Genomic DNA, 20,889 nt, shown 5'->3' on the forward strand with positions numbered 1-20,889 from the left:
TTTTGTCGGATCGTAAAATTCACTTCGTGAATTTTGCATAAGCGATTCGCTACGCTTTGCGCGTCGCTTCGCTCCTTCAAACCGTGCTCTCTGCTTAAGTTAAGCCCTCGACATATTAGTAGTAGTTAGCTTCACTCCTCACGGAGCTTCCACACCTACCCTATCAACCTTGTCTTCTTCAAGGTGTCTTACTAGCTTATGCTATGAGATACTTCATCTCGGGACGGGCTTCACGCTTAGATGCTTTCAGCGTTTATCCCTTCCGGACGCAGCTGCCCAGCTGCACACCTGGCGGCATGACTGGTTCACCGGCGGTCCGTCCACTCCGGTCCTCTCGTACTAGGAGCAGTCTCCCTCATGTATCTTGCGCCCGCGATGGATATGGACCGAACTGTCTCACGACGTTCTGAACCCAGCTCACGTACCACTTTAATGGGCGAACAGCCCAACCCTTGGGACCTGCTTCAGCCCCAGGATGTGATGAGCCGACATCGAGGTGCCAAACCTCCCCGTCGATATGGACTCTTGGGAGAGATTAGCCTGTTATCCCCAGGGTAGCTTTTATCCGTTGAGCGATGGCAATTCCACTCTCATTCCACCGGATCACTAAGCCCTACTTTCGTACCTGCTCGACCTGTATGTCTCGCAGTCAAGCTCCCTTCTGCCTTTATACTCTTCGCGCGATTTCTGTCCGCGCTGAGGGAACCTTTGGACGCCTCCGTTACTCTTTCGGAGGCGACCGCCCCAGTCAAACTGCCCACCTGATACTGTCCTCGGTTTTGTTAATCCCGGAGTTAGATTCCTAACACGCAAAGGCTGGTATCCCAACAATGACTCCCCCTAATCTGGCGATCAGGGTTCTCCGTCTCCCAGCTATCCTGTACGTTACATGCCAAAAATCAATGTCAGGCTGCAGTAAAGCTCCATGGGGTCTTTCTGTCCAGTCGCGGGTAACCTGCATCTTCACAGGTATTTCAATTTCACCGGGTCCCTCGTTGAGACAGTGCCCAAATCGTTACACCTTTCGTGCGGGTCGGAACTTACCCGACAAGGAATTTCGCTACCTTAGGACCGTTATAGTTACGGCCGCCGTTTACTGGGGCTTCAATTCAGAGCTTCAGCTTGCGCCTGACCCTTCCTCTTAACCTTCCAGCACCGGGCAGGTGTCAGCACCTATACGTCAGATTTCTCTTTAGCAGGCACCTGTGTTTGTGGTAAACAGTCGCTTGGGCTTCTCTTCTGTCGCCGGCTCCAGCTCCATGGGCTAGCCACTTCACCAGCTCCGGCCATCCTTCTCCCGAAGTTACGGATGCATTTTGCCGAGTTCCTTAACGAGGGTTCTCCCGCGCACCTTAGGATTCTCTCCCCGCCTACCTGTGTCGGTTTTGGTACGGGCGCATTTCACCTCGTTAGAAGCTTTTCTCGGCAGTGTAGTACGCTTGAATTTGTTCATCCCGAAGGAATCCCTATCTATCGGTTCTCGGCCTTGCAGTGAGGGGATTTGCCTCCTCACCAGCCTACCGCCTTCGACCGGCATTTCCAATCGCCGGCTCAAGCTCCTTGCTGCGTCACTCCATCCTCAAACGGTTCCATGCGGTACAGGAATTTTTGCCTGTTGTCCATCGCCTATGCTTGCTGCCTCGGCTTAGGTCCCGACTTACCCTGGGACGACGAGCGTTGCCCAGGATCCCTTAGGCTTTCGGTGGGTCAGATTCTCACTGACCGTTTCGCTACTCATACCAGCATTCTCACTTCCAAGCGCTCCAGCTGTCCTTGCGGTCAACCTTCAACGCCCTTGGAACGCTCCCCTACCCAGACTTGCGTCTGCCGCGACTTCGGTTCTGTACTTGAGCCCCGGATATTTTCGGCGCAGGGCCTCTCGACCAGTGAGCTATTACGCACTCTTTGAATGGTGGCTGCTTCTGAGCCAACATCCTGGTTGTTTATGAAGTCCTACATCCTTTTCCACTTAGTACAGCATTGGGGACCTTAGTCGGCGGTCTGGGCTGTTTCCCTCTTGAGTACGGGTCTTATCACTCGCACTCTGACTCCCAGGTTCTTCTCATACAGCCATTCGCAGTTTGACTGGAGTTGGTATCCATTACAGACCCGCGTCCGATCAGTGCTCTACCGTCTGTATGTGTCGCCTGAGGCTAGCCCTAAAGCTATTTCGGGGAGAACCAGCTATCTCCACGTTCGATTGGCATTTCACCCCTATGCACAGCTCATCCCAAAGTTTTTCAACACTCACGGGTTCGGTCCTCCACTCATTTTTACCTGAGCTTCAACCTGGCCATGCATAGATCACTGTGGTTTCGGGTCTAATCCATGTGACTTGCGCCCTGTTAAGACTCGCTTTCGCTTCGGCTCCGCGTCTTCCGCTTAACCTTGCCACATAGATTAACTCGCCGGTTCATTCTTCAATAGGCACGCCGTCGCACATATAAAGTGCTTCGACTGCTTGTAGACATACGGTTTCAGGTTCTATTTCACTCCCCTCCCGGGGTCCTTTTCACCTTTCCCTCACGGTACTATGCGCTATCGGTCGTTCCGTAGTATTTTGCCTTGGATGGTGGTCCACCCTGCTTCCCACAAGGTTTCACGTGTCTCGTGGTACTCTGGATACCGGCCCGTTGGAATCTCTTTCACTTACGGGGGTTTCACCTTCTGTGCCGCTCCTTCCCAGAAGCTTCAGCTAGAAATTCTTCCCTTGATGCCGGTCCACAACCCCGGGTGACCGAAGTCTCCCGGTTTGGGCTCTTCCCTTTTCGCTCGCCGCTACTGGGGGAATCTCTTTTGATTACTTTTCCTCTGGCTACTTAGATGTTTCAGTTCACCAGGTGTGTCCCCTACGCCTAGCGTAGGTAATACGACATGACTCGTATCGGGTTGCCCCATTCGGAGATCCAGGAGTCAAAGCCTACTTGCGGCTCGTCCTGGCTTATCGCAGCTTATCGCGTCCTTCATCGACTCGGAACGCCTAGGCATCCACCATATGCCCTTGGTAGCTTAACTTAAAATAAGCAACTAAGTTCATCTGTTTCAGATGTCTATGCTTTTGAATCCTAAAATGTTCGTTCAAACCAATTGTTACCTTGGTTGAAATTGATACATTTCATTCTTCTGTGTAGTTTTCAAAGATCAATTAGAAGGTGTTGTACCTTCAAAACTAGACAATGCAAAACCAGATGCTAACGACCTAGGAATAATCCTTAGAAAGGAGGTGATCCAGCCGCACCTTCCGATACGGCTACCTTGTTACGACTTCACCCCAGTCATCGCCCCCACCTTAGACGGCTGTTTCCTTGCGGTTAACCCACCGGCTTCGGGTGTGAATGACTTCCGTGGTGTGACGGGCGGTGTGTACAAGGCCCGGGAACGTATTCACCGCTGTATGCTGACCAGCGATTACTAGCGATTCCGACTTCATGCAGGCGGGTTGCAGCCTGCAATCCGAACTGGGAGACGGTTTATGGGGTTCGCTTGCCCTCGCGGGTTCGCTGCTCTCTGTCCGTCCCATTGTAGTACGTGTGTAGCCCAGGACATAAGGGGCATGATGACTTGACGTCATCCCCGCCTTCCTCCGCGTTGTCCGCGGCAGTCTCATTTGAGTTCCCACCTTAACGTGCTGGCAACAAATGATAGGGGTTGCGCTCGTTGCGGGACTTAACCCAACATCTCACGACACGAGCTGACGACAGCCATGCACCACCTGTTTTCGTGTCTCCGAAGAGAGGGAGCTATCTCTAGCCCTTTCACTCAATGTCAAGCCCTGGTAAGGTTCTTCGCGTTGCGTCGAATTAAACCACATACTCCACCGCTTGTGCGGGCCCCCGTCAATTCCTTTGAGTTTCAGTCTTGCGACCGTACTCCCCAGGCGGAGTGCTTATTGCGTTAACTCCGGCACAGGAGGGGTCGATACCTCCTACACCTAGCACTCATCGTTTACGGCGTGGACTACCAGGGTATCTAATCCTGTTCGCTCCCCACGCTTTCGAGCCTCAGCGTCAGTTACAGTCCAGAAAGCCGCCTTCGCCACTGGTGTTCCTCCTAATATCTACGCATTTCACCGCTACACTAGGAATTCCGCTTTCCTCTCCTGCACTCAAGAAAACCAGTTTCCATCCCATCACGGGGTTGAGCCCCGAACTTTTAAGATGGACTTGATTTCCCGCCTGCGCTCCCTTTACGCCCAATGATTCCGGACAACGCTTGCCACCTACGTATTACCGCGGCTGCTGGCACGTAGTTAGCCGTGGCTTTCTTGAAAGGTACCGTCATTAGGTTCCGTTGTTGATAGAACCCACGTTCGTCCCCTTCGACAGAGCTTTACGATCCGAAGACCTTCTTCACTCACGCGGCGTTGCTCCGTCAGGCTTTCGCCCATTGCGGAAGATTCCCCACTGCTGCCTCCCGTAGGAGTCTGGGCCGTGTCTCAGTCCCAATGTGGCCGTTCATCCTCTCAGACCGGCTACTGATCGTCGCCTTGGTGGGCCGTTACCCCGCCAACTAGCTAATCAGACGCAGGCCCATCTCTAAGTGATAGCTTACAAGTAGAGGCCATCTTTAATGAGCTTCCCATGCGGAAAACTCACAACATTCGGTATTAGCAGTCCTTTCGGACTGTTGTCCCCATCTTAGAGGCAGGTTGCCTACGCGTTACTCACCCGTTTGCCACTAGACTTTTCAAAAGCAAGCTTTCAATCAGTCCCGTTCGACTTGCATGTGTTAAGCACGCCGCCAGCGTTCGTCCTGAGCCAGGATCAAACTCTCCAATAAAGTATTGAAGAACTTAATCAAGCTCTCATTTGTTAAAGAAATTGCCGATTGCTATGTTGTTCATACCAATCGATGTTTTATTTCAAACCAAAAGGTTTGACTAACATCTGGCTTGAATCATGTTGCATGATTCATTTTGCATTGTTTAGTTTTCAAGGAACAACTTCGCCTCATCGTTATCAGAACCTTTAGGATGTTCTCGCGAATCAGCTTCTATATCATATCTCATTATCTTCATCCTGTCAAGAACTTTTTTAAATTCTTTTTGATGTTTTTCTGAGATATCATCCCTTCAGCAGCTCCTTGTCGGTGCTGTCTGTCGGCGACTTGTATTATAATACACGCCTTCAGTTCACCTGTCAACACTTATTTTTGATTTTTTTATAAGGCCATTGTTCCAGTTTTGCCGAAGGCAAAACTTCCTCTTGGCCTTTCAACGAGGCGGGAGATATTAACTCGCCGCCTGTTAGTAAGTTACCGCCCCCACTTATAGAAGTGGGGGACATCTTGTACTCGTTATAAAAAAACCTTCCCCTTGAGGGGAAGGCTTATAGTTATGCTTCTTCCGTCTGCTGCCAGGAAGCCCTGATAGCCTCGGCACGTTCCGTGACCCGCTGCATCAGTCCCAGCCGCAAAGCGCTGGCAGGTTCTTTCTCTCCAGCCATTGGCTCTATGCCCATGGCCTGGAGATAACCTTGCAGCCTTGCCAGTACCTTGTCCGGGGCCGCGTACCATTCGCTGCCCCGCACCCGCAGGAAGGTCCAGCCCAGGCGCATGAGCACAGCCTGCTGGCGCTGTTCTTCCACAATCTCTTCATTTCCTGCATACCAGTGCTCGCCCTGGCAGTCGATAGCCACCAGCCTGCCCTTACCGGCCACCACCAGCCCCAGCTGACCGCTGCCGGTCTGCCAGTTGTTGTAAACTTCAAAGCCGGCCAATTCCAGCGCCCTGCCCACAGCAACTTCCAAGGAGCTGAGTTCCCGGGCGCTTTCCTGAGGCTTGGCAGCAGCATTTTCCCTGATGTATTCCAGGAGCCCCCGGCGCAGGTCATTTGACTTGAGGGATTCCAGCGACATGGAGTGCACTGCCCAGAGCTGGTCACGGCTGCGGCTGACGGCAACGTTATAGCGCTTCACATTGTCCGCCCCCCGGCCTTCCCCCAGGAGCCGCAGCTGTTCCTCCCCGGAAGCGCTGTCCACCAGCGAAAGGAAGATGACATCCCTTTCATCCCCCTGGAACTGGGCAGGACTGCCTGCGATAAAGCCGCAGTCCTCCAGCGCGGTAATGCCGATTTTCTCCGCCGCCAGTTCCCGGATAAGACGTGACTGCTCCTCACCCAACAGGGAGATGGCGCCGAAGGTCTTGCCCTCGTACTCAGGCTGCTCCAGGCAGGCCGCCAGCAAGGACACGATTTCCTCTGCTTCGCAGGGATTCTTCTTGGTGCCCTCTTCCCTTTCCCCTGGCACCTGCCAGTCAATCAGAGGCATGAACGGAGAAGAAACACCTTCTCTGAGGGGACGGATGCGGCCATCATAGCAGAGCTTGTTGCTGTAGCCGACGATTTCCGGCACAGAACGGAAGTGCTCGGAAAGCAGCCGGGCCTGGAAGTGCATCTGGGCCAGGTCATAAATAGAAGTATCAAGCGTATAGAGGGAAGCATGGTCAATGACTCCCTCTATGGTGGCAGACTGCAGGGAGAGAATATCCTCTGCCTGCACGCCGATATCAGCCGGACTCACCTGCTGGTCATCACCCACGATGATCACCCGCTTGCCGAAATACAGGAGGGGCAGGGACAGGATATCTGCCTGACTGGCCTCATCAATGATGATCAGGTCAAATTTAGGCGCATCAGCAGGCAGGTTCTGCCACACCCGGGAAAGGGGCATGATCCAGGCGGGCACCGCCCTCTGGGCCTCCAGCATGCAGGCTCTCGCCTCCCGCAGATGGCGGGCGGCATACTTGCCCGTGCCCTTGCCCAGCTTCTTCACGGCCTTGCTCCAGCCCATAAGGCTGGCCTGCAGTCCCGTGCCCTCGACTTTCTCCAGCAGCTGATACCAAGCCAGGGCCTCGGCCAGCTGGGTGGTGACTTCCTGCAGCTCTGCCGTCAGGTCCCTGACCTCGGCAGCCACCCGCGCCACATTCACCCTGGGGGCTGCATCCATTTCCATTTTCAGCTGCTCATAAGTCCAGGCCGCCACTGCCTCCTGCGGCGCCTCCAGTTTCAACCCCACCTGATTTTCCAGCTGCTCTGCCCAGTGTGGAGCGCTCTCTGCCAAACGGCCCAGCAGTTCCTGCCGCCTGCGGCAGCGCGGCTTGACTTCCTGATAGTGCCTGAGGCGGTTATAGGCTTCCTCGTAGAGGGCGCTGTCCCCTTTGGACACAGCTTTCCTGAGTTCCTCTGATACCTTGCCCGTGGCATCCTTCAGGATGTCCCAAAGCTTGTCCAGGGCTCTGTCTGAGCGGCGCTCCACGTAGGAAAGGTGCACCAGCTTCAACCAGCGGGGCAGGTCTTCCTGCAGCCAGTCCAGCTCCTTGTCCAGGGCAGTGGCAGGGGTCAGGAACTCCCCCTTGATGCAGATATTGTCCCAGATGATGCCCGCCTGCTCGCACTGGCGGCGAATTTCCAGCATAGTATCCTCCCGCCAGTCCAGCAGGGACTTGAACTCCTGCCAGCGGGCCTGGCAGAGGTCGTCCAGATCCTCCTCACCTGCCGCCATATCGTCATAGGAATCCATGCCCAAAGGCACCAGCAGCTGCTCCCACTCCCGGGAGAGCTGAGTTCTCGCCTCATGGAGGGACACGTACTGCATAGCCATCTGGCAGTCCAGACGGCTTCCCAGGGGCTTGCCATCTATGAGAAAGCCCTGCTGTACCTTGGTGAGGTCTGAACGGCGCATCTTCGTCCACCAAGGCAGCTTGCCGCTGACGTCAAATATTTCCGCCAGCTCTGCCAAAGATTGAATCAGAGCCTTATCCAAAGGCAAATTCAAGGTGTACTTGAAGTCATGGCCAAAGAACATCTTGATATACTGGGATTTCAGCTGCTGCACCCGCTCGATATCACGGCCCAGCATCTCCCAGACTTCCCGGCGGGCACCACCCTGGCTGCCGGCCAGCACAGCGGCCCTGGCCCAGGGCACAGATAATCTTTTCAAGTCCAAAGAATCCAGATAGATCTGAGCCTGCTTCAGGAAATCCGGCACCAAATCCTCTCCCACCACCCGGCGGCCTTCGCAGAGGAGCTCCTCCTTGTGGTCGATGACTGCCTGGGGCAGTGCTGCCAAAAGCTCTTTCTCATTCCTGATGATCCGCTGCTCCCGCTCCAACAGCTCGCCGGCCCTGGCAGGGGGCAGCAGGGAGAACACATCCGGCAGTTCCTCCCTGAGCTCGCAGAGGCTTTCTGCGTCAAACTCGCTGTTCAGCAGGTAGAGTTCCTCCAGTTCATTCCTCTCCAAAGGGAAATCCCGCCCCCGCACCAAAGGCAGCGGCAGGCGCCCGGCCAGCTCCTCATGTATATGCAGATAATCTGCCATGCGGGAAAGGGACCAGGCCTTGCCCCCCAGGTTGAAGTAGTCACGCTTGGCTTCCAGCTGACGCACCTCTTCCAAAGTGCGGCGCTTGCCATTCAGTTTCTTCAGCACTGTATCACGGCGCTTGGAGAGGTCATCTGCTTTCTGGCGCATTTCCCCGGATGTTTCCCGGGACATCATCTCGCAGATGCCCGCCACGGACTTTTCCATATCCGCACGGGCTCCCTCCAGCAGGGAAACACAGAGGTTCTGCAGACCTTCCGGCAGCTTGTCCTTGAGCACTGACAGGGCCTTGCTGGTGGCAGAGGTCACCAGTACGTGCTGCCCCTGAGCCAGGAAATGCCCCAAAAGGTTGGCGATGGTATGGGTCTTGCCCGTGCCGGGAGGCCCCTGCACCACCACGGCAGGAGCCTGCTCTATCTCTCTGGCGATGGAGAGCTGCTCTGCGTTGGCAGGCTTGGTAAGCAGGATGTCTGCCGCCTCGCCCCTGGCATCAGAGAGCAGCTGTTCCCCTTCAGGCTCCGGCAGGATGACCTTGGTGGGTTTGAACTCTGGGTCCACGATTTCCAGCATGGCCTGGGGAATCTCGCCGCCCACCTCGATTTGTTCCGCAATGGCCGCAATGGCCTTGGACAGACCCGCATTATGGCGGCGCAGGTAGAGGCAGGGACGGGGATAGATCAGATACCAGTCCGTAGGCAGCAGCTCAAAGCGCTGAGCCGCCCAACGGCAGTTAGGCGTAAGAATGGGGGCCGTGCTGTCAAAGAACTCCTTGAGCTTCCCGGACAGGGGGTGGATGCCCTTCTCGTCCATCCAGGCAGCAAACTCCCTGACTCCTTCCCCCTTGATGCCCGGCAGGTCCTGAAAGAGCTCAGTATAAAGCTCCGTGGCGCTCTCGCCGTCCACCACCTGCATCTTGCCCCGCTTGTCGTAGACAAGGCGCACTTTTTTCAGCAGCATGGGGTGCTCTATCTCTGTATCCAGGCCGTTCAGGAAGCAGGCATTGCCCACCACCAGTTCCAGCCCCTCAGGGTCCTGCCGCAGCCTGTCATAGAGGCCGTAGAGGGACATGAATAGCTTCTGGGTGCGGCTCTTTACCATTTCCCCAGCCCGCCAGAGACTCCTGTGGCGCTTCCAGTCCTCAAAGGCAGCCAGACGCACTCCGGAATCCACAAAGCGCTCGATGATTTCCCCCAGCCGCGGGTCGTTCCTGCTGCGCTCGTCCCGCACCTCGATTTCCGTCACCTCGAAGTTCTTCCAGTCAGGTGTCCTCACCCAGCCAATCAGGTCAAAGGGCAGCTCCGGACAGGGGGTAAACTCCGGCTTTTCCACCTCAAAAATCAGCCCCTCGGGAGCTCCGGGAGGCAGTTCATCTTCCGGGCTATAAAGATGAATACGCTTGGGATCCATGGGCAAGGAACCAAATTCCAGACACCAGTCCTCATCCTGCAAGTTCTTCACGAGCTTCTGGCGCAGATTGCCCACCTGCCGCAAATAGTCCAGTAATTTCAGCATCTTCTTCTGATTATCCACAGCCTGCAGCTCCTTTTATGTATTAGAGTAGGTAAAATAGTACGTTTACCTCCCCCGTTTACGGGGGAGGGGGACCGCGTCAGCGGTGGAAGGGGGGCCTCGAAGTCGCATTGCACGACCCCTAGCCCCCCTTCCGTCAGCCTACGGCTGCCACCTTCCCCGTAAACGGGGCAGGCTTTATAAATCCCGCTTACAAAGTAGTTACTCCGACAAGATAAACTCAATATGCACCGTAGCAGAAAGCTCCAGTTCTCCCGGAGAGACAGGCGTCTCCACTGCCATTTCATTATCTGCTTTGGCTGCTGCCAGCATGGACATGGAGTAGCTGCGGGTCATATAGCCGCTGTTCTCCTCTGACACCTGCCTAAGGCCCACAATCCTCTTGCCCAGGGCGCCGGCAATGACCTCAGCCTTGCTGCGGGCATCTGCCACAGCATTTTTCAGGGCCATCTGCTCCAGACGCTCGGGAGCCTGCAGGCCAAACTCCAGGGAATCAACCTTGTTGGCTCCGGCATTCAAAGCCCGGTCAATAATCCTGCCCAGTTTGGAAAGGTCCTTCACCTCCACCCTGAGGGTGTTGGCAGCCGTATATCCCTTGAGCTTGCGCTCGCCATTCTTATATTCATACTGGGGCTGCATGGAAATATTGGAGGTCCTGATATAGCGCTCCTCCACCCCCAGAGCCATCACCGCCTCAGTGACAGCCTGCATCTTCCGGGCATTCTCCGACTGCACCTCCTGGGCCGACCTGCCATCAGTAATCACACTGAGGCTAAGCCCCGCCTGATCAGGAGCCAATTTAGCCTGCCCAGCCCCCTGCACCGAAAGCCCCGGCCCTTCCATGGCAGAGACTGATTGCAATGGTGCTATTGCTAATAATACTGCTGCTAATAAACTAAAAATAAATACTCGTTTTGTCATTATCTCCACTCCATAACTTATACTTGCAAGCAGTAAATTTTCCATTTAGGAGAGCTACGTTTATAGCCAGCCTTACCTCCACCGCTTGCGGGGGGCGCGTAGCGCGGGAGCCCGGTGGGCTCCCTGGAGGTGGGACCACCGAAGGTGGTGGAAGGGGGAGACGATCAGTCGTCTATACCCTTCGAAGTCTCTTACCCTCCTCGCCCCTTCCACCGGCTACGCCGGTCCCCCTTCCCCGTTTCACGGGACAGGTAAGGCCTACAATATACGTGGTAATTCTATAAATCAGCCATACCCAAAAGTATCAGTGTGACTGCGGCGGCGAGCAAGGCTCCAGATACTTATCCCCCTTGAGGAACTTCTCCTCAAAATTCTCCTCGCTCTCCGGATGCCCAAACAGATATCCCTGAATAGCATCTGCCTTGCACTTCTCCGTCAGCAGCTTGTATTCCTCAATATCCTCCACGCCTTCAATATAGGCCTCTATACCCATGCTGTGGCAGAGGGCCACCACATACTCCACCAGCTTCTTGTCAAAATCATTCTCCAGGATCTTCTTCACGAACTCCCTATCAATCTTCACGATATCGCAGGAAAGATTCTTGAAGGAAGCCAGGGAAGAATAGCCCGTGCCGAAATCGTCCATGGCAATCTTGATGCCCGCCTGGCGGAAGGCGTCGAATTGCTGATTCACAAAACTCCAGTCCGCCACAATCTTGCTTTCCGTCAGCTCCAGTACGATGGCCTCCGTGGGCAGTTCATAGCGTTCCAGGCACTCCAAAGCGTATTTCTTGAAGGAAAGATCCTTCACCTGCTCATAGCTCATGTTCACGCTAATGCGGAAATTGGGGCGCACCTTGCGCCATTCCTTGCAGATTCGCACGGCTTCCCGGAAAATCCACTTGCCCACAGGCACAATCAGCTTGGTTTCTTCCAGAATGGGGATGAACTCCATAGGCGCTACCATGCGGCCCTTGGGATTCCTCCAGCGCAGAAGGGACTCTGCCCCGATAAGCTCCCTGTCACTGGCCCGCACCTGGGGCTGGAAGAAGAGGCTGAAGCCCTCGCAGTCATTTTCCACGCAGTCCCAGAGAGAATCCCGCATGGTAATGGAGCGCACCCAGCGATTGTACTGCTCCTTGCTGAAAAGGCAGTTGCGGTTCTTCCCCGCCTGCTTGGCCAGATCCATAGCGGCCTCGGCGTGCTTGTGCAGCACCAGATAGTCCTTCCCCCCCTGGGGATAGAGCACAGTGCCGGCAGAAACCGTATTGAAATACTGGCGGCCATCCACGGTATAGGGATGAGCCAGACAACCCTGAATAGTGGCAAAGAGCTCTGCCACATCCTTTTCTTCTGCCCCCGGGCAGACAATGGCAAACTGATCCCCGTCCAGCTTGTAGAGGGTCTGTTCCTGTGGCAGCACGGCCTCTATCTGCCGTGCCACCTCTTTCAGCACCCTGTCTCCCACCACCCGGTTGTGGGTTTCATTGATGATCTTGAAGTTGTCCAGACCAAAGACCAGTATGGCACCGCCTTCACCGGTGGACCGGTAGGAGGAAAGGGCAGACTTCACCGCCCGCTCAAACTGGTATTTGTTCAGGAGGCCTGTGACCTCATCTGCCTGATTGCGCTGGGACAGCCTGGTCATGACCCCGGTGAAGATGCTGGGACGTCCCTCCCGGTCAAGGCCAACACAGCCACGGCAACGTATCCACACATAGCCATCCTTGCGGCTCTTCACACGGTATTCCAGCAAATGTTCCCGTGACTTGTGCTGCAGGACTGTCTCGATGGATTTCCGATAGCTTTCCCGCTCCTCGGGGTGTATCAGCGCGAACCAGCAACGGTTGAAATCCTCCAGAATTTCCCCGGGCAGTTCAAAATCCTGCACCAGGTTCGGAGATACCATCATCATGTTTTCCTGCATATCTGCCAGAAAGAGGTAGTCGTCAGTGGTCCTTTTCAGCAGGTCAAAAAAGAACTTGAAGCGTTTTAGATTGGGGCTGAGCGGCAGCCTGTTCATTTTTCTCATGGTCATCATCCTACTATTCTCTATAGTTGCAGCTTTTTAATACATTCAAGGCCGGCCCTCCTTTCTCCTGCCTGAAAAAGAAAAAACCCGCTCCTTATAAAGAAGCGGGTTCATTATGCAAGGAATAAGCCTTAGTGGTTGAAGATATTCTTCAGGGCCTGCTTGTTCACATCGCGGTTCAGCTGAGCAAGGTAAGTGGTCAGCTTGATCTGCTTGGGGCAGACCTCCACGCAGTTCTGGCTGTTGCCGCAGCTGGTGATGCCGCCCTTCTCCATCAGGGCGTTCAGGCGCTTCGGAGCGTCGAACTTTCCGAGGGGATGCAGGTTGAAGAGGTAAGCCTGTACCGTAGGAGCAGGTCCGATGAAGTCGGACTGGGGTCCCACATTGGGGCAGGCCTCCAGGCAGCAGCCGCAGGTCATGCAGTGAGAGATCTCATAAGCAGTCTGTGCGGTGTAGGGGTTCTGGATGGGAGCGTCCTTGACGTCCCAGCTGCCGTCCACTTCCACCCAGCCCTGGATCTTCTTGAGGCTCTCGAACATGACGGAGCGGTCAATGAGAAGGTCGCGGATAACCGGGAAGGTACGGGCCGGTGCCAGATGGATGGGCTGCTGCAGGTTGTCCACCAGGGAGCAGCAAGCCTGACGGGGAATGCCGTTGATGACCATCATGCAGGCGCCGCAGACTTTCTCCAGGCAGTTGCACTCCCAGACTACGGGAGCTACGCGCTTGCCGTCAACGGTGACGGGGTTCTTCTGGATTTCCATGAGTGCGGCCACCATGTTGAGGCCGGGGCGGTATGGTACATCGAATTCCTGGGTATACGGCGCGCTTTCCGGGCCGTCCTGGCGCTCGATGATGAGTCTGACCATTTTCTGTTCTGCCATTTCTTATAATCCTCCTTCGAGCAGAGGCTGATGCTGACCGGATTCGCCGCCAGCCTGACGGCTATTTTTCCGCCTTACTGCGTCAACGCTCCTCCGCATAGCAACCGCTATGCGTCGTCGTGTTTCCTTGTCAGGCAAAAAAATATCTCGTCATACTGGCTGGCTCACTCGGTCAGTATCAACCTTCTTATTCTTTCTTAGCCACAGCGTAGTTACGGGCACGGGGCTTGATAAGGGAATGATCGAATTCCATGTAGGAAACCTGGGGCTCCTCGGTCTTCGGATCATAGTCCACGATGGTGGTCTTCATGAAGCGCTCATCGTCGCGGCCCATGAAGACCAGCTCGCCCTGCTCGTCGGTCTGACGGTTGCCATTCGCATCCAGGACAATCTTGGCATGTGCGCCGCGGGACTCGTCACGGCAACGGGCACCCTTGGTGACCACCATAGCATAGAGGATCATGTTGCGGAGCTGGCGCACGAACATAGCTTCCTGGTTAGCCCAGTTGCCATGGTCGGTGACACCGATGTTATCCCAGCGCTTGAGGATTTCCTTGAGCTCCTTGAGGCACTGGTCAAGGCCGATGTTGTCGCGCTCGATGGACACGTACTTGTACATGATCTCGCCCATCTCATGATGGAGCTTGTGAGCGTTCTCAGGGCCGTTCATGTTGCGGATCTTGTCGAACTCAGCTACGCACTCCTTGCGGGCTGCTTCCATCTCTGCCTCGGTGAGGGGATCACCCAGCTCGCCACTGCGGGCCCAGCGCAGAGCCTCGGGGCCGGAAACAGTGCCGGAGTAGGTAGCGGACAGCAGGGAGTTTGCGCCCAGACGGTTTGCACCGTGATACTGGTAGTCGCACTCGCCGGAGGCCATGAGGCCGGGGATATTCGTATGATGCAGGCGGTCTACCCAGATGCCGCCCATGGAATAGTGGACGGAGGGGAAGATCTCCATAGGCACATCAGCCGGGCTCTTGCCCACGAAGTCAGTGTACATCTCCAGGATGCCGCCCAGCTTGCGCTCGAGGTAGTCACGATCGATATGGGAGAGGTCGAGATACACGCGGTTCGGCTCATGCATGCCGAGACCCATGTGGACGCAGACCTTGTAGATGGCACGGGATGCCACGTCGCGGGGCACCAGGTTGCCGTAAGCCGGATACATATCCTCCAGGAAGTACCAGCGCTCTTTCTCGCCGGTCTCCGGGTTGTCACGCCATACCCAGACACGTCCGCCCTCACCGCGGCAAGCCTCGGACATAAGACGGTTCTTGTCGGGGCCGGGGATAGCCGTGGGATGGATCTGGATAAACTCAGGGTTGGCCAGATGTGCGCCATCCTTATACACAGAGGTCACAGCGGAGCCGTTGCAGATAGTGGAAGCGGTGCAGCGTCCGAACACCATGCCCGGGCCGCCGGTAGCCAGGATGACCACGTCAGCCGGGAAAGCCACGATCTCGTTGGAGTTCATGTTCTGCGCCACGATGCCGCGGACAACACCCTGCTTGTTCTTGATGACCTTGATGAATTCCCAGAACTCATACTTGGTCACCTTGCCCTTGACTTCCCAATGACGGACCTGCTCGTCCAGAGCATAGAGAAGCTGCTGGCCCGTGGTGGAGCCAGCGAAGCAGGTGCGCTTGTTCTTCTGGCCGCCGAAGTTACGGAGGTCAAGCACGCCCTCGGGAGTGCGGGTGAAGGGCACGCCCATGCGGTCAAACATCTTGATGAGCTTCGGAGCTGCCTCAACCATGCCCTTGACAGCCAGCTGGTCAGCCAGGAAGTCGCCGCCGTAAACCGTATCATCGAAGTGCTCGTAGATGCTGTCATGCTCGCCCTTAGTGTCCATGCAGGCGTTGATGCCGCCCTGAGCGCAGAGGGAGTGGGAACGCTTCACGGGGCAGTAGGAGAACAGGTCTACCTTGCCGCCGCCTTCGCAGATTTTCATGGTAGCCATAAGGCCGGACAGACCGCCGCCTACGACTATGATTTTATTTTCAGGTGCTTTAGCCATTGATATTCTCCTTTACATCACGAAATAGCTGCCCATGAATGCCAGAGTCACGAGGCACAGAGCCGCGCAGAGGCACATGCTGAGAGCACCGATCACATTCTGGATGCGGGGACCCTTGGCGATGCCCCAGGTCATGCAGAAGGTGGTGATGCCGTTGCAGAAGTGGAAGATAGCAGCGAACATGCCGATGATGTAGAGAACTGCCACGATGGGGCTGCCGGTGAAGTAGCTCTGGAGGAGCTCATAAGAAATAGGCGTGCCCGTGATGCCCTTGGTGAAGACACGGAGATAGAACACGTGCCAGATCAGGAAGACCACCAGGAACCAGGCCGTCCAGCGCTGGAAGGCGAACTGCCAGTTGCGGATGTAGCCCATGCGGCCAGGGTTGTTGTTGGCCTGCAGGCAGATGTAGATGCCGTACAGGGCATGGAAAAGCAGGGGCACGGCGATAGCGCCGATTTCAATGCCCAGGAAAATAGGATGGGGAATGAGCTCCATCATAGCAAGAGCGCCATTCAAGGCTTTCGGACCGCCCAGAGCCATCGAGTTGGTGAAAATGTGCTCGAAGATGACTCCGCCAAGCACCAGCAAACCAACTATGGAGTGCAGGCGGCGCAGATAAAAAGTAGTGTGAAACATTCTGTACCTCCTAAATATAATTATGCCAAGGCGCCACCTCCGGCGCCCCACCGCTCACAGAGGAACGGTCAGGCACCGGCAGGGACACCGCTTACACCAGTTCAGATGTCTCAATAACCCTTCAGGGTACGATACTTGGCCTGATTGGTCTCATAGAGGCTATTGCCCTCGCAGTCGATGACCACGATGGCAGGGAAATCCTCTACCGTCAGGCGGGCTACGGCCTCAGGGCCCAGCTCCGGATAGGCCAGCACTTCGTACTTCTTCACAGACTTGGCGATAAGGGCTGCTGCGCCGCCTACGGCAGCGAAGTAGGTCACGCCGTTCTTCTTCATGGACTCAATGACTTCCTTGGAACGGGAGCCCTTGCCGATCATGCCCTTGATGCCCTGATCCAGCATAGTGGGAGTGTAGGCATCCATGCGGCCGGAAGTGGTGGGACCGCAGGAACCGATGGGGTCACCCGGCTTGGCCGGCGTAGGTCCGAGATAGTAAACCATCTGGTCCTTCCAGTCCACGGGCAGCTCCTCCCCACGGGCCAGAGCCTCGGTCATGGCCTTGTGGGCTGCGTCGCGGGCAGCGATGATGGTGCCGGAAATCAGCACAGCATCACCAGCTTTGAGCTTCCTGGACATTTCCTCTGTAAACGGAGTCTGTATGCGAATCTGTTCTGCCATTATTATTCCTCCCGTTCCTCAAAGTACCTTGTGGCTGTGGCGCATAGCATGGCAGCAGATGGTCACTGCCACCGGCAGGCCTGCGATGTGAGTGGGGCCCCACTCGATGTTCACAGCCAGAGCGGAAGTGGTGCCGCCCAGCTGGGGGCCGATGCCCGTCTGGTTGATGAGCTCCAGAAGCTCCTCTTCCAGCTTGGCATACTCAGGCATGGGGTTGCGCTGGTCGATGGAACGGGTGAGTGCCTTCTTGGACAGGAGGGCTGCACGGTCCATGGTGCCGCCGATGCCGATGCCTACCACCATGGGCGGGCAGGGGTTCATGCTGGCATGGAGGATGATGTCCATGACAGCCTTCTTTACGCCTTCCACGCCGTCAGCAGGTACCAGCATCTTCACGCCGGACTTGTTCTCAGAGCCGAAGCCCTTGGGAGCAACAGTGATCTCCAGCTTGTCACCGGGCACAATCTCGGTGTAGATGACACCAGGCGTATTATTCTGAGTGTTCTTGCGGTTGAAGAGAGGCTCTGCCACCACTGATTTTCTGAGATAGCCCTCGGTATAGCCCTTGGCGATACCCTCGTTGATGGCATCCTCCAGATTGCCGCCAGTGATATGCAGGTCCTGTCCTACCTTCAGGAAGACAATGGTCATGCCCGTATCCTGGCAGTAGGGCCTGTCTTCTGCCCTTGCAATCTCTGCATTGCGGATGATCTGGTCCAGCACATTCTGGCCTACGGGAGATTTCTCAGTCTCGCGACCGCGCTTGAGGCCTTCATAGACATCCTGGGGCAGGTAGTAGGCTGCTTCCTTGCACATCTGTGCGACGGTTTCAGTGATTTGTTTTGCGTCCAATTCTCGCAAAGTAATCCCTCCCATAAATACAACTTATCACACATCCGTGCTCCATAATAGCACATTTTATCCTTGTTTTCAAGCAATTCACAAATGCGAGAAGCCCGCGAAAATACTGAAGCGGATTCACTTTTCCGCTTCCCTTTACGCGGGTGGGATGGCACAGGTATGCGATACTTACCACATCACCTGCTTATTCTATTTCAACCTGGGAAAATCCTGCTTTATGAGGAGTATTTTTTAAGAAACTGCTCTCAGTAAAGCATGCTGGCATCTGTATCTTCAAGGCGGAGCAGCCTTACCTGGGGCTCCCTGCCCTTCTCCAATTCCAACAACATGAAAGAACCGTAGGAATCATCCCGCGGCCGGCCGATGCTGCCCGGATTAAGGATGGTGAGGCGGTCACTGCCTGCCGGGCTGATATCTGCGATATGGGTATGACCGTAGACAGCAATGTCCGCTCCCATATTGAGAGCATTTTCCGCCAGAATCTCCGTACCATAGCGCACCCCGTGCTCATGGCCGTGGGTGAGCATGATATGGAATCCTTCCAGTACCACCATCAAATCCTCCGGGTCCTTGCTGTGAGGCCAGTCCCCATTGCCGGCTACCTTGTAGACTTTCTTGCCGGAAGCCATCTCAAGGTATTCCGCATCCACCACAAAATCCCCGGCATGAAGCCAGCATTCCACTTCATTTATCCCCGGCATGGCCAGCATCATATCAATGGCGGCGGTATTGCCGTGGCTGTCGCTTACCAGTCCTATGATCATAAGACACTTTCCTCCAGCATTTTCTTCAGCTTTTCCATAGCCCGGGCCCGGTGGCTGATGGTGCCCTTCTCCTCCAAAGTCAGCTCTGCCATGGTGCGCCCGGAAAGCTCCCCTTCCGTCACATAGAAGTAGGGGTCATAGCCAAAGCCATTCTCTCCCCTGCAGGGCTCCTTCACCACACCTTCGCAGCTGCCGGAAGCTGTGAGCTCCGCCCCGTCAAGGCCGGCAAAGGCAAGCACGCAGCGGTAGGCAGCCCTGGACTCAGTCACACCTTTGGCCGCCAGCTCTGCCAGAAGCTTTGCATTGTTGGCCTCATCGTCCCCGTGATGGCCGCAGAAGCGGGCCGAATGCACCCCGGGGGCGCCCCCCAAAGCCTCTACCTCAAGTCCCGAATCGTCCGCCATGGCAGCGCAGCCAGTTTTCTCACGATAGTAACGGGCCTTTAGAAGAGAATTCGCCTCAAAGGTCGTTCCATCCTCTATTGGTTCGGGAATTTCCGGGAAATCTTTCAGGGAAAGTATTTCTACGGGCAAATCCTGAAGCATTTCGCGCATTTCGCGCAGCTTGCCCTGATTGCCTGTAGCCATAAGTATCTTAATCACCAAAATCCTCCTTCGATAGCAGGAACATTAATCGCCGACCTTACCTGCCCCGTGAAACGGGGAAGGGGGACCGCCGCTAGGCGGTGGAAGGGGCGGAGGTAACGTTACGGCTTCGATTCCCCCTTCCACCGGCTTCGCCGGTCCCCCTCCCCCGCAAGCGGTGGAGGTAACATCTACCCTTCACGTCCTACCAGCCAAACCAGTTCCCCCCCAAGCACATCTTTCTGATAGGAAATCAATTCGCGGCAGCCTTTCTCTCCCAGGGCCAGCAGCTCGTTCAGCTCCTCATGGGTGAAGGGTCTGCCCTCACCGGTGCCCTGCACCTCCACGAAGCGGCCTTCCCCTGTCATGACCACGTTCATATCTACAATGGCCTGGGAATCCTCCTCATAGCAGAGGTCCAGGATAGGCTCCCCCTCATGGCTCACGCCTACGCTGATGGCGGAGACGAAATCCTTCACCGGGAAGATGCCCCCTTTCTGATAGAAGGTGGAGCAGGCCTCCACCAAAGCCACGAAAGCTCCGGTAATGGAAGCGGTGCGGGTGCCGCCATCTGCCTGTATCACATCGCAGTCAATCATGATAGTGCGCTCGCCCAGGGCCTTGGTGTCCACCACAGAGCGCAGGGCACGGCCTATGAGGCGCTGTATCTCCTGGGTGCGGCCGGACTGCTTTCCCTTGGTGGCCTCACGAGGACTGCGGGTGCCCGTGGCACTGGGCAGCAGTGAATACTCTGCCGTGATCCAGCCCTCACCGGTGCCCTTCATGAAGAAAGGCACGCGGTCCTCAATGCTGGCAGCACAGATGACCTTGGTATTGCCCATCTCTATGAGCACCGAGCCAGCAGGGTATTTCTGAAAGCGGCGTTCCATGCGGTAGTGACGCAGATCACCCGCACCGCGCCTGTCTGTTCTAGGCATATAGTTCTCCTTTTGTAATATGAAAATAAGGGACTTGCGTCCCTTATCATATAAAAGCCTGACTCAGCTATTCTTCTCCTGATACTGTCTGTAATTCTTGATAATGCAGATAGGTGTCTTCTGGGAAGCGTTGCCGAAGGGATTGTCTATGAGCAGCTGAGCTGCCAACTCACCCTTTACATTGGAGGACACGCCTACCACGCGGGAACGCTTCAAATCATTGACATCTGCTATCATAGCGCCGAAGCAACCCAGGCGGTCCTTCATCTTCTGGGCCATGCCATAAGGGTCCCCAGGACCGTAGACAATGCACTTGTCGAAGGGAGGCATGGTGCCCGTCACATCGTCAATCATAGCCGTCTGCTCCCCGCCCCACTTGTAGAACAGGCCGGACTGGCCAAAAATCTTGCCAACGAAGCCTGCGAACAGCGCAAAGGCCACACGCCACTTGCCCTCCACATTCATGAGGCTCTGCATGCCGTGGGGGCTGGCCAGGCTGCCGTAATCGGGAATGAAGCGGCAGCAAAGCTGTGCCAGACAGGAAATCTCCAAATCCTCCGGACGCACATAGCGGCCCTGGGTGATGGCTACCACGCTCTCGGCGCTGCAGACCAGATCATCGGGACCAATCTTCCCTTCAGTATAATGCTCAATAGCTTCAATAATATCGTCCTTGTCTGTCAGGATGCGGGTGGGCACCGGGATCAGTTCAAGTTCTTCTGCCATT

General features: G+C 55.7%; 12 protein-coding genes and 2 rRNA genes. All 14 read right to left on the minus strand.

Annotated features, from left to right (window positions below):
• Positions 1-95 precede the first annotated feature (95 nt).
• Positions 96-3,015, minus strand: a 23S ribosomal RNA gene (locus tag P159_RS0103515).
• Positions 3,016-3,216: 201 nt separating this feature from the next.
• Positions 3,217-4,779: ribosomal RNA gene (locus tag P159_RS18305) — 16S ribosomal RNA — on the minus strand.
• Together the 16S and 23S rRNA genes form the textbook arrangement of a ribosomal RNA operon.
• Before the next feature lie 554 nt (positions 4,780-5,333).
• Positions 5,334-9,845 (minus strand): AAA domain-containing protein, encoded by a 4,512-nt coding sequence (locus P159_RS0103525; RefSeq protein ID WP_029541463.1) that lies wholly within the window; start codon positions 9,843-9,845, stop codon positions 5,334-5,336.
• Between the two features lie 201 nt (positions 9,846-10,046).
• On the minus strand, positions 10,047-10,706 hold the full coding sequence (locus P159_RS0103530; RefSeq protein ID WP_185753589.1) for an SIMPL domain-containing protein: 660 nt from the start codon (positions 10,704-10,706) through the stop codon (positions 10,047-10,049).
• A 364-nt stretch (positions 10,707-11,070) separates the two neighbouring features.
• Complete coding sequence (locus P159_RS0103535; protein WP_029541468.1) at positions 11,071-12,798, minus strand: GGDEF and EAL domain-containing protein; 1,728 nt, start codon at positions 12,796-12,798, stop codon at positions 11,071-11,073.
• Positions 12,799-12,929: 131 nt separating this feature from the next.
• Positions 12,930-13,682: a succinate dehydrogenase iron-sulfur subunit gene (sdhB, locus tag P159_RS0103540; protein ID WP_029541471.1), complete on the minus strand. Its 753-nt coding sequence runs from the start codon at positions 13,680-13,682 to the stop codon at positions 12,930-12,932.
• Between the two features lie 187 nt (positions 13,683-13,869).
• Complete coding sequence (sdhA, locus tag P159_RS0103545; protein ID WP_029541473.1) at positions 13,870-15,699, minus strand: succinate dehydrogenase flavoprotein subunit; 1,830 nt, start codon at positions 15,697-15,699, stop codon at positions 13,870-13,872.
• Positions 15,700-15,711: 12 nt separating this feature from the next.
• Positions 15,712-16,338 carry a succinate dehydrogenase gene (locus P159_RS0103550; protein ID WP_029541474.1) on the minus strand — a complete coding sequence of 209 codons (627 nt, stop codon included), beginning with the start codon at positions 16,336-16,338 and terminating at the stop codon, positions 15,712-15,714.
• Positions 16,339-16,448: 110 nt separating this feature from the next.
• Positions 16,449-17,015, minus strand: a complete 567-nt coding sequence (locus P159_RS0103555) for a Fe-S-containing hydro-lyase (RefSeq protein ID WP_029541477.1) — start codon at positions 17,013-17,015, stop codon at positions 16,449-16,451.
• Between the two features lie 18 nt (positions 17,016-17,033).
• Positions 17,034-17,876 carry a fumarate hydratase gene (locus P159_RS0103560; RefSeq protein WP_029541480.1) on the minus strand — a complete coding sequence of 281 codons (843 nt, stop codon included), beginning with the start codon at positions 17,874-17,876 and terminating at the stop codon, positions 17,034-17,036.
• A 245-nt stretch (positions 17,877-18,121) separates the two neighbouring features.
• Positions 18,122-18,640 (minus strand): YfcE family phosphodiesterase, encoded by a 519-nt coding sequence (locus P159_RS0103565; RefSeq protein ID WP_029541482.1) that lies wholly within the window; start codon positions 18,638-18,640, stop codon positions 18,122-18,124.
• A complete protein-coding gene (locus P159_RS0103570) occupies positions 18,637-19,242 on the minus strand; it encodes an XTP/dITP diphosphatase (RefSeq protein WP_029541485.1) in 606 nt (201 codons plus the stop codon). Before P159_RS0103570 ends, P159_RS0103565 begins: the two co-directional genes overlap by 4 nt.
• A gap of 173 nt (positions 19,243-19,415) precedes the next feature.
• Positions 19,416-20,162 (minus strand): ribonuclease PH, encoded by a 747-nt coding sequence (gene rph, locus P159_RS0103575; RefSeq protein ID WP_029541488.1) that lies wholly within the window; start codon positions 20,160-20,162, stop codon positions 19,416-19,418.
• A 63-nt stretch (positions 20,163-20,225) separates the two neighbouring features.
• A complete protein-coding gene (locus P159_RS0103580; protein ID WP_029541491.1) occupies positions 20,226-20,888 on the minus strand; it encodes a hypothetical protein in 663 nt (220 codons plus the stop codon).
• Between the last annotated feature and the right edge of the window lies 1 nt (position 20,889).

It is taken from the genome of Selenomonas sp. AB3002 (genome assembly GCF_000702545.1).
Taxonomy (GTDB): domain Bacteria; phylum Bacillota; class Negativicutes; order Selenomonadales; family Selenomonadaceae; genus Selenomonas_B; species Selenomonas_B ruminantium_A.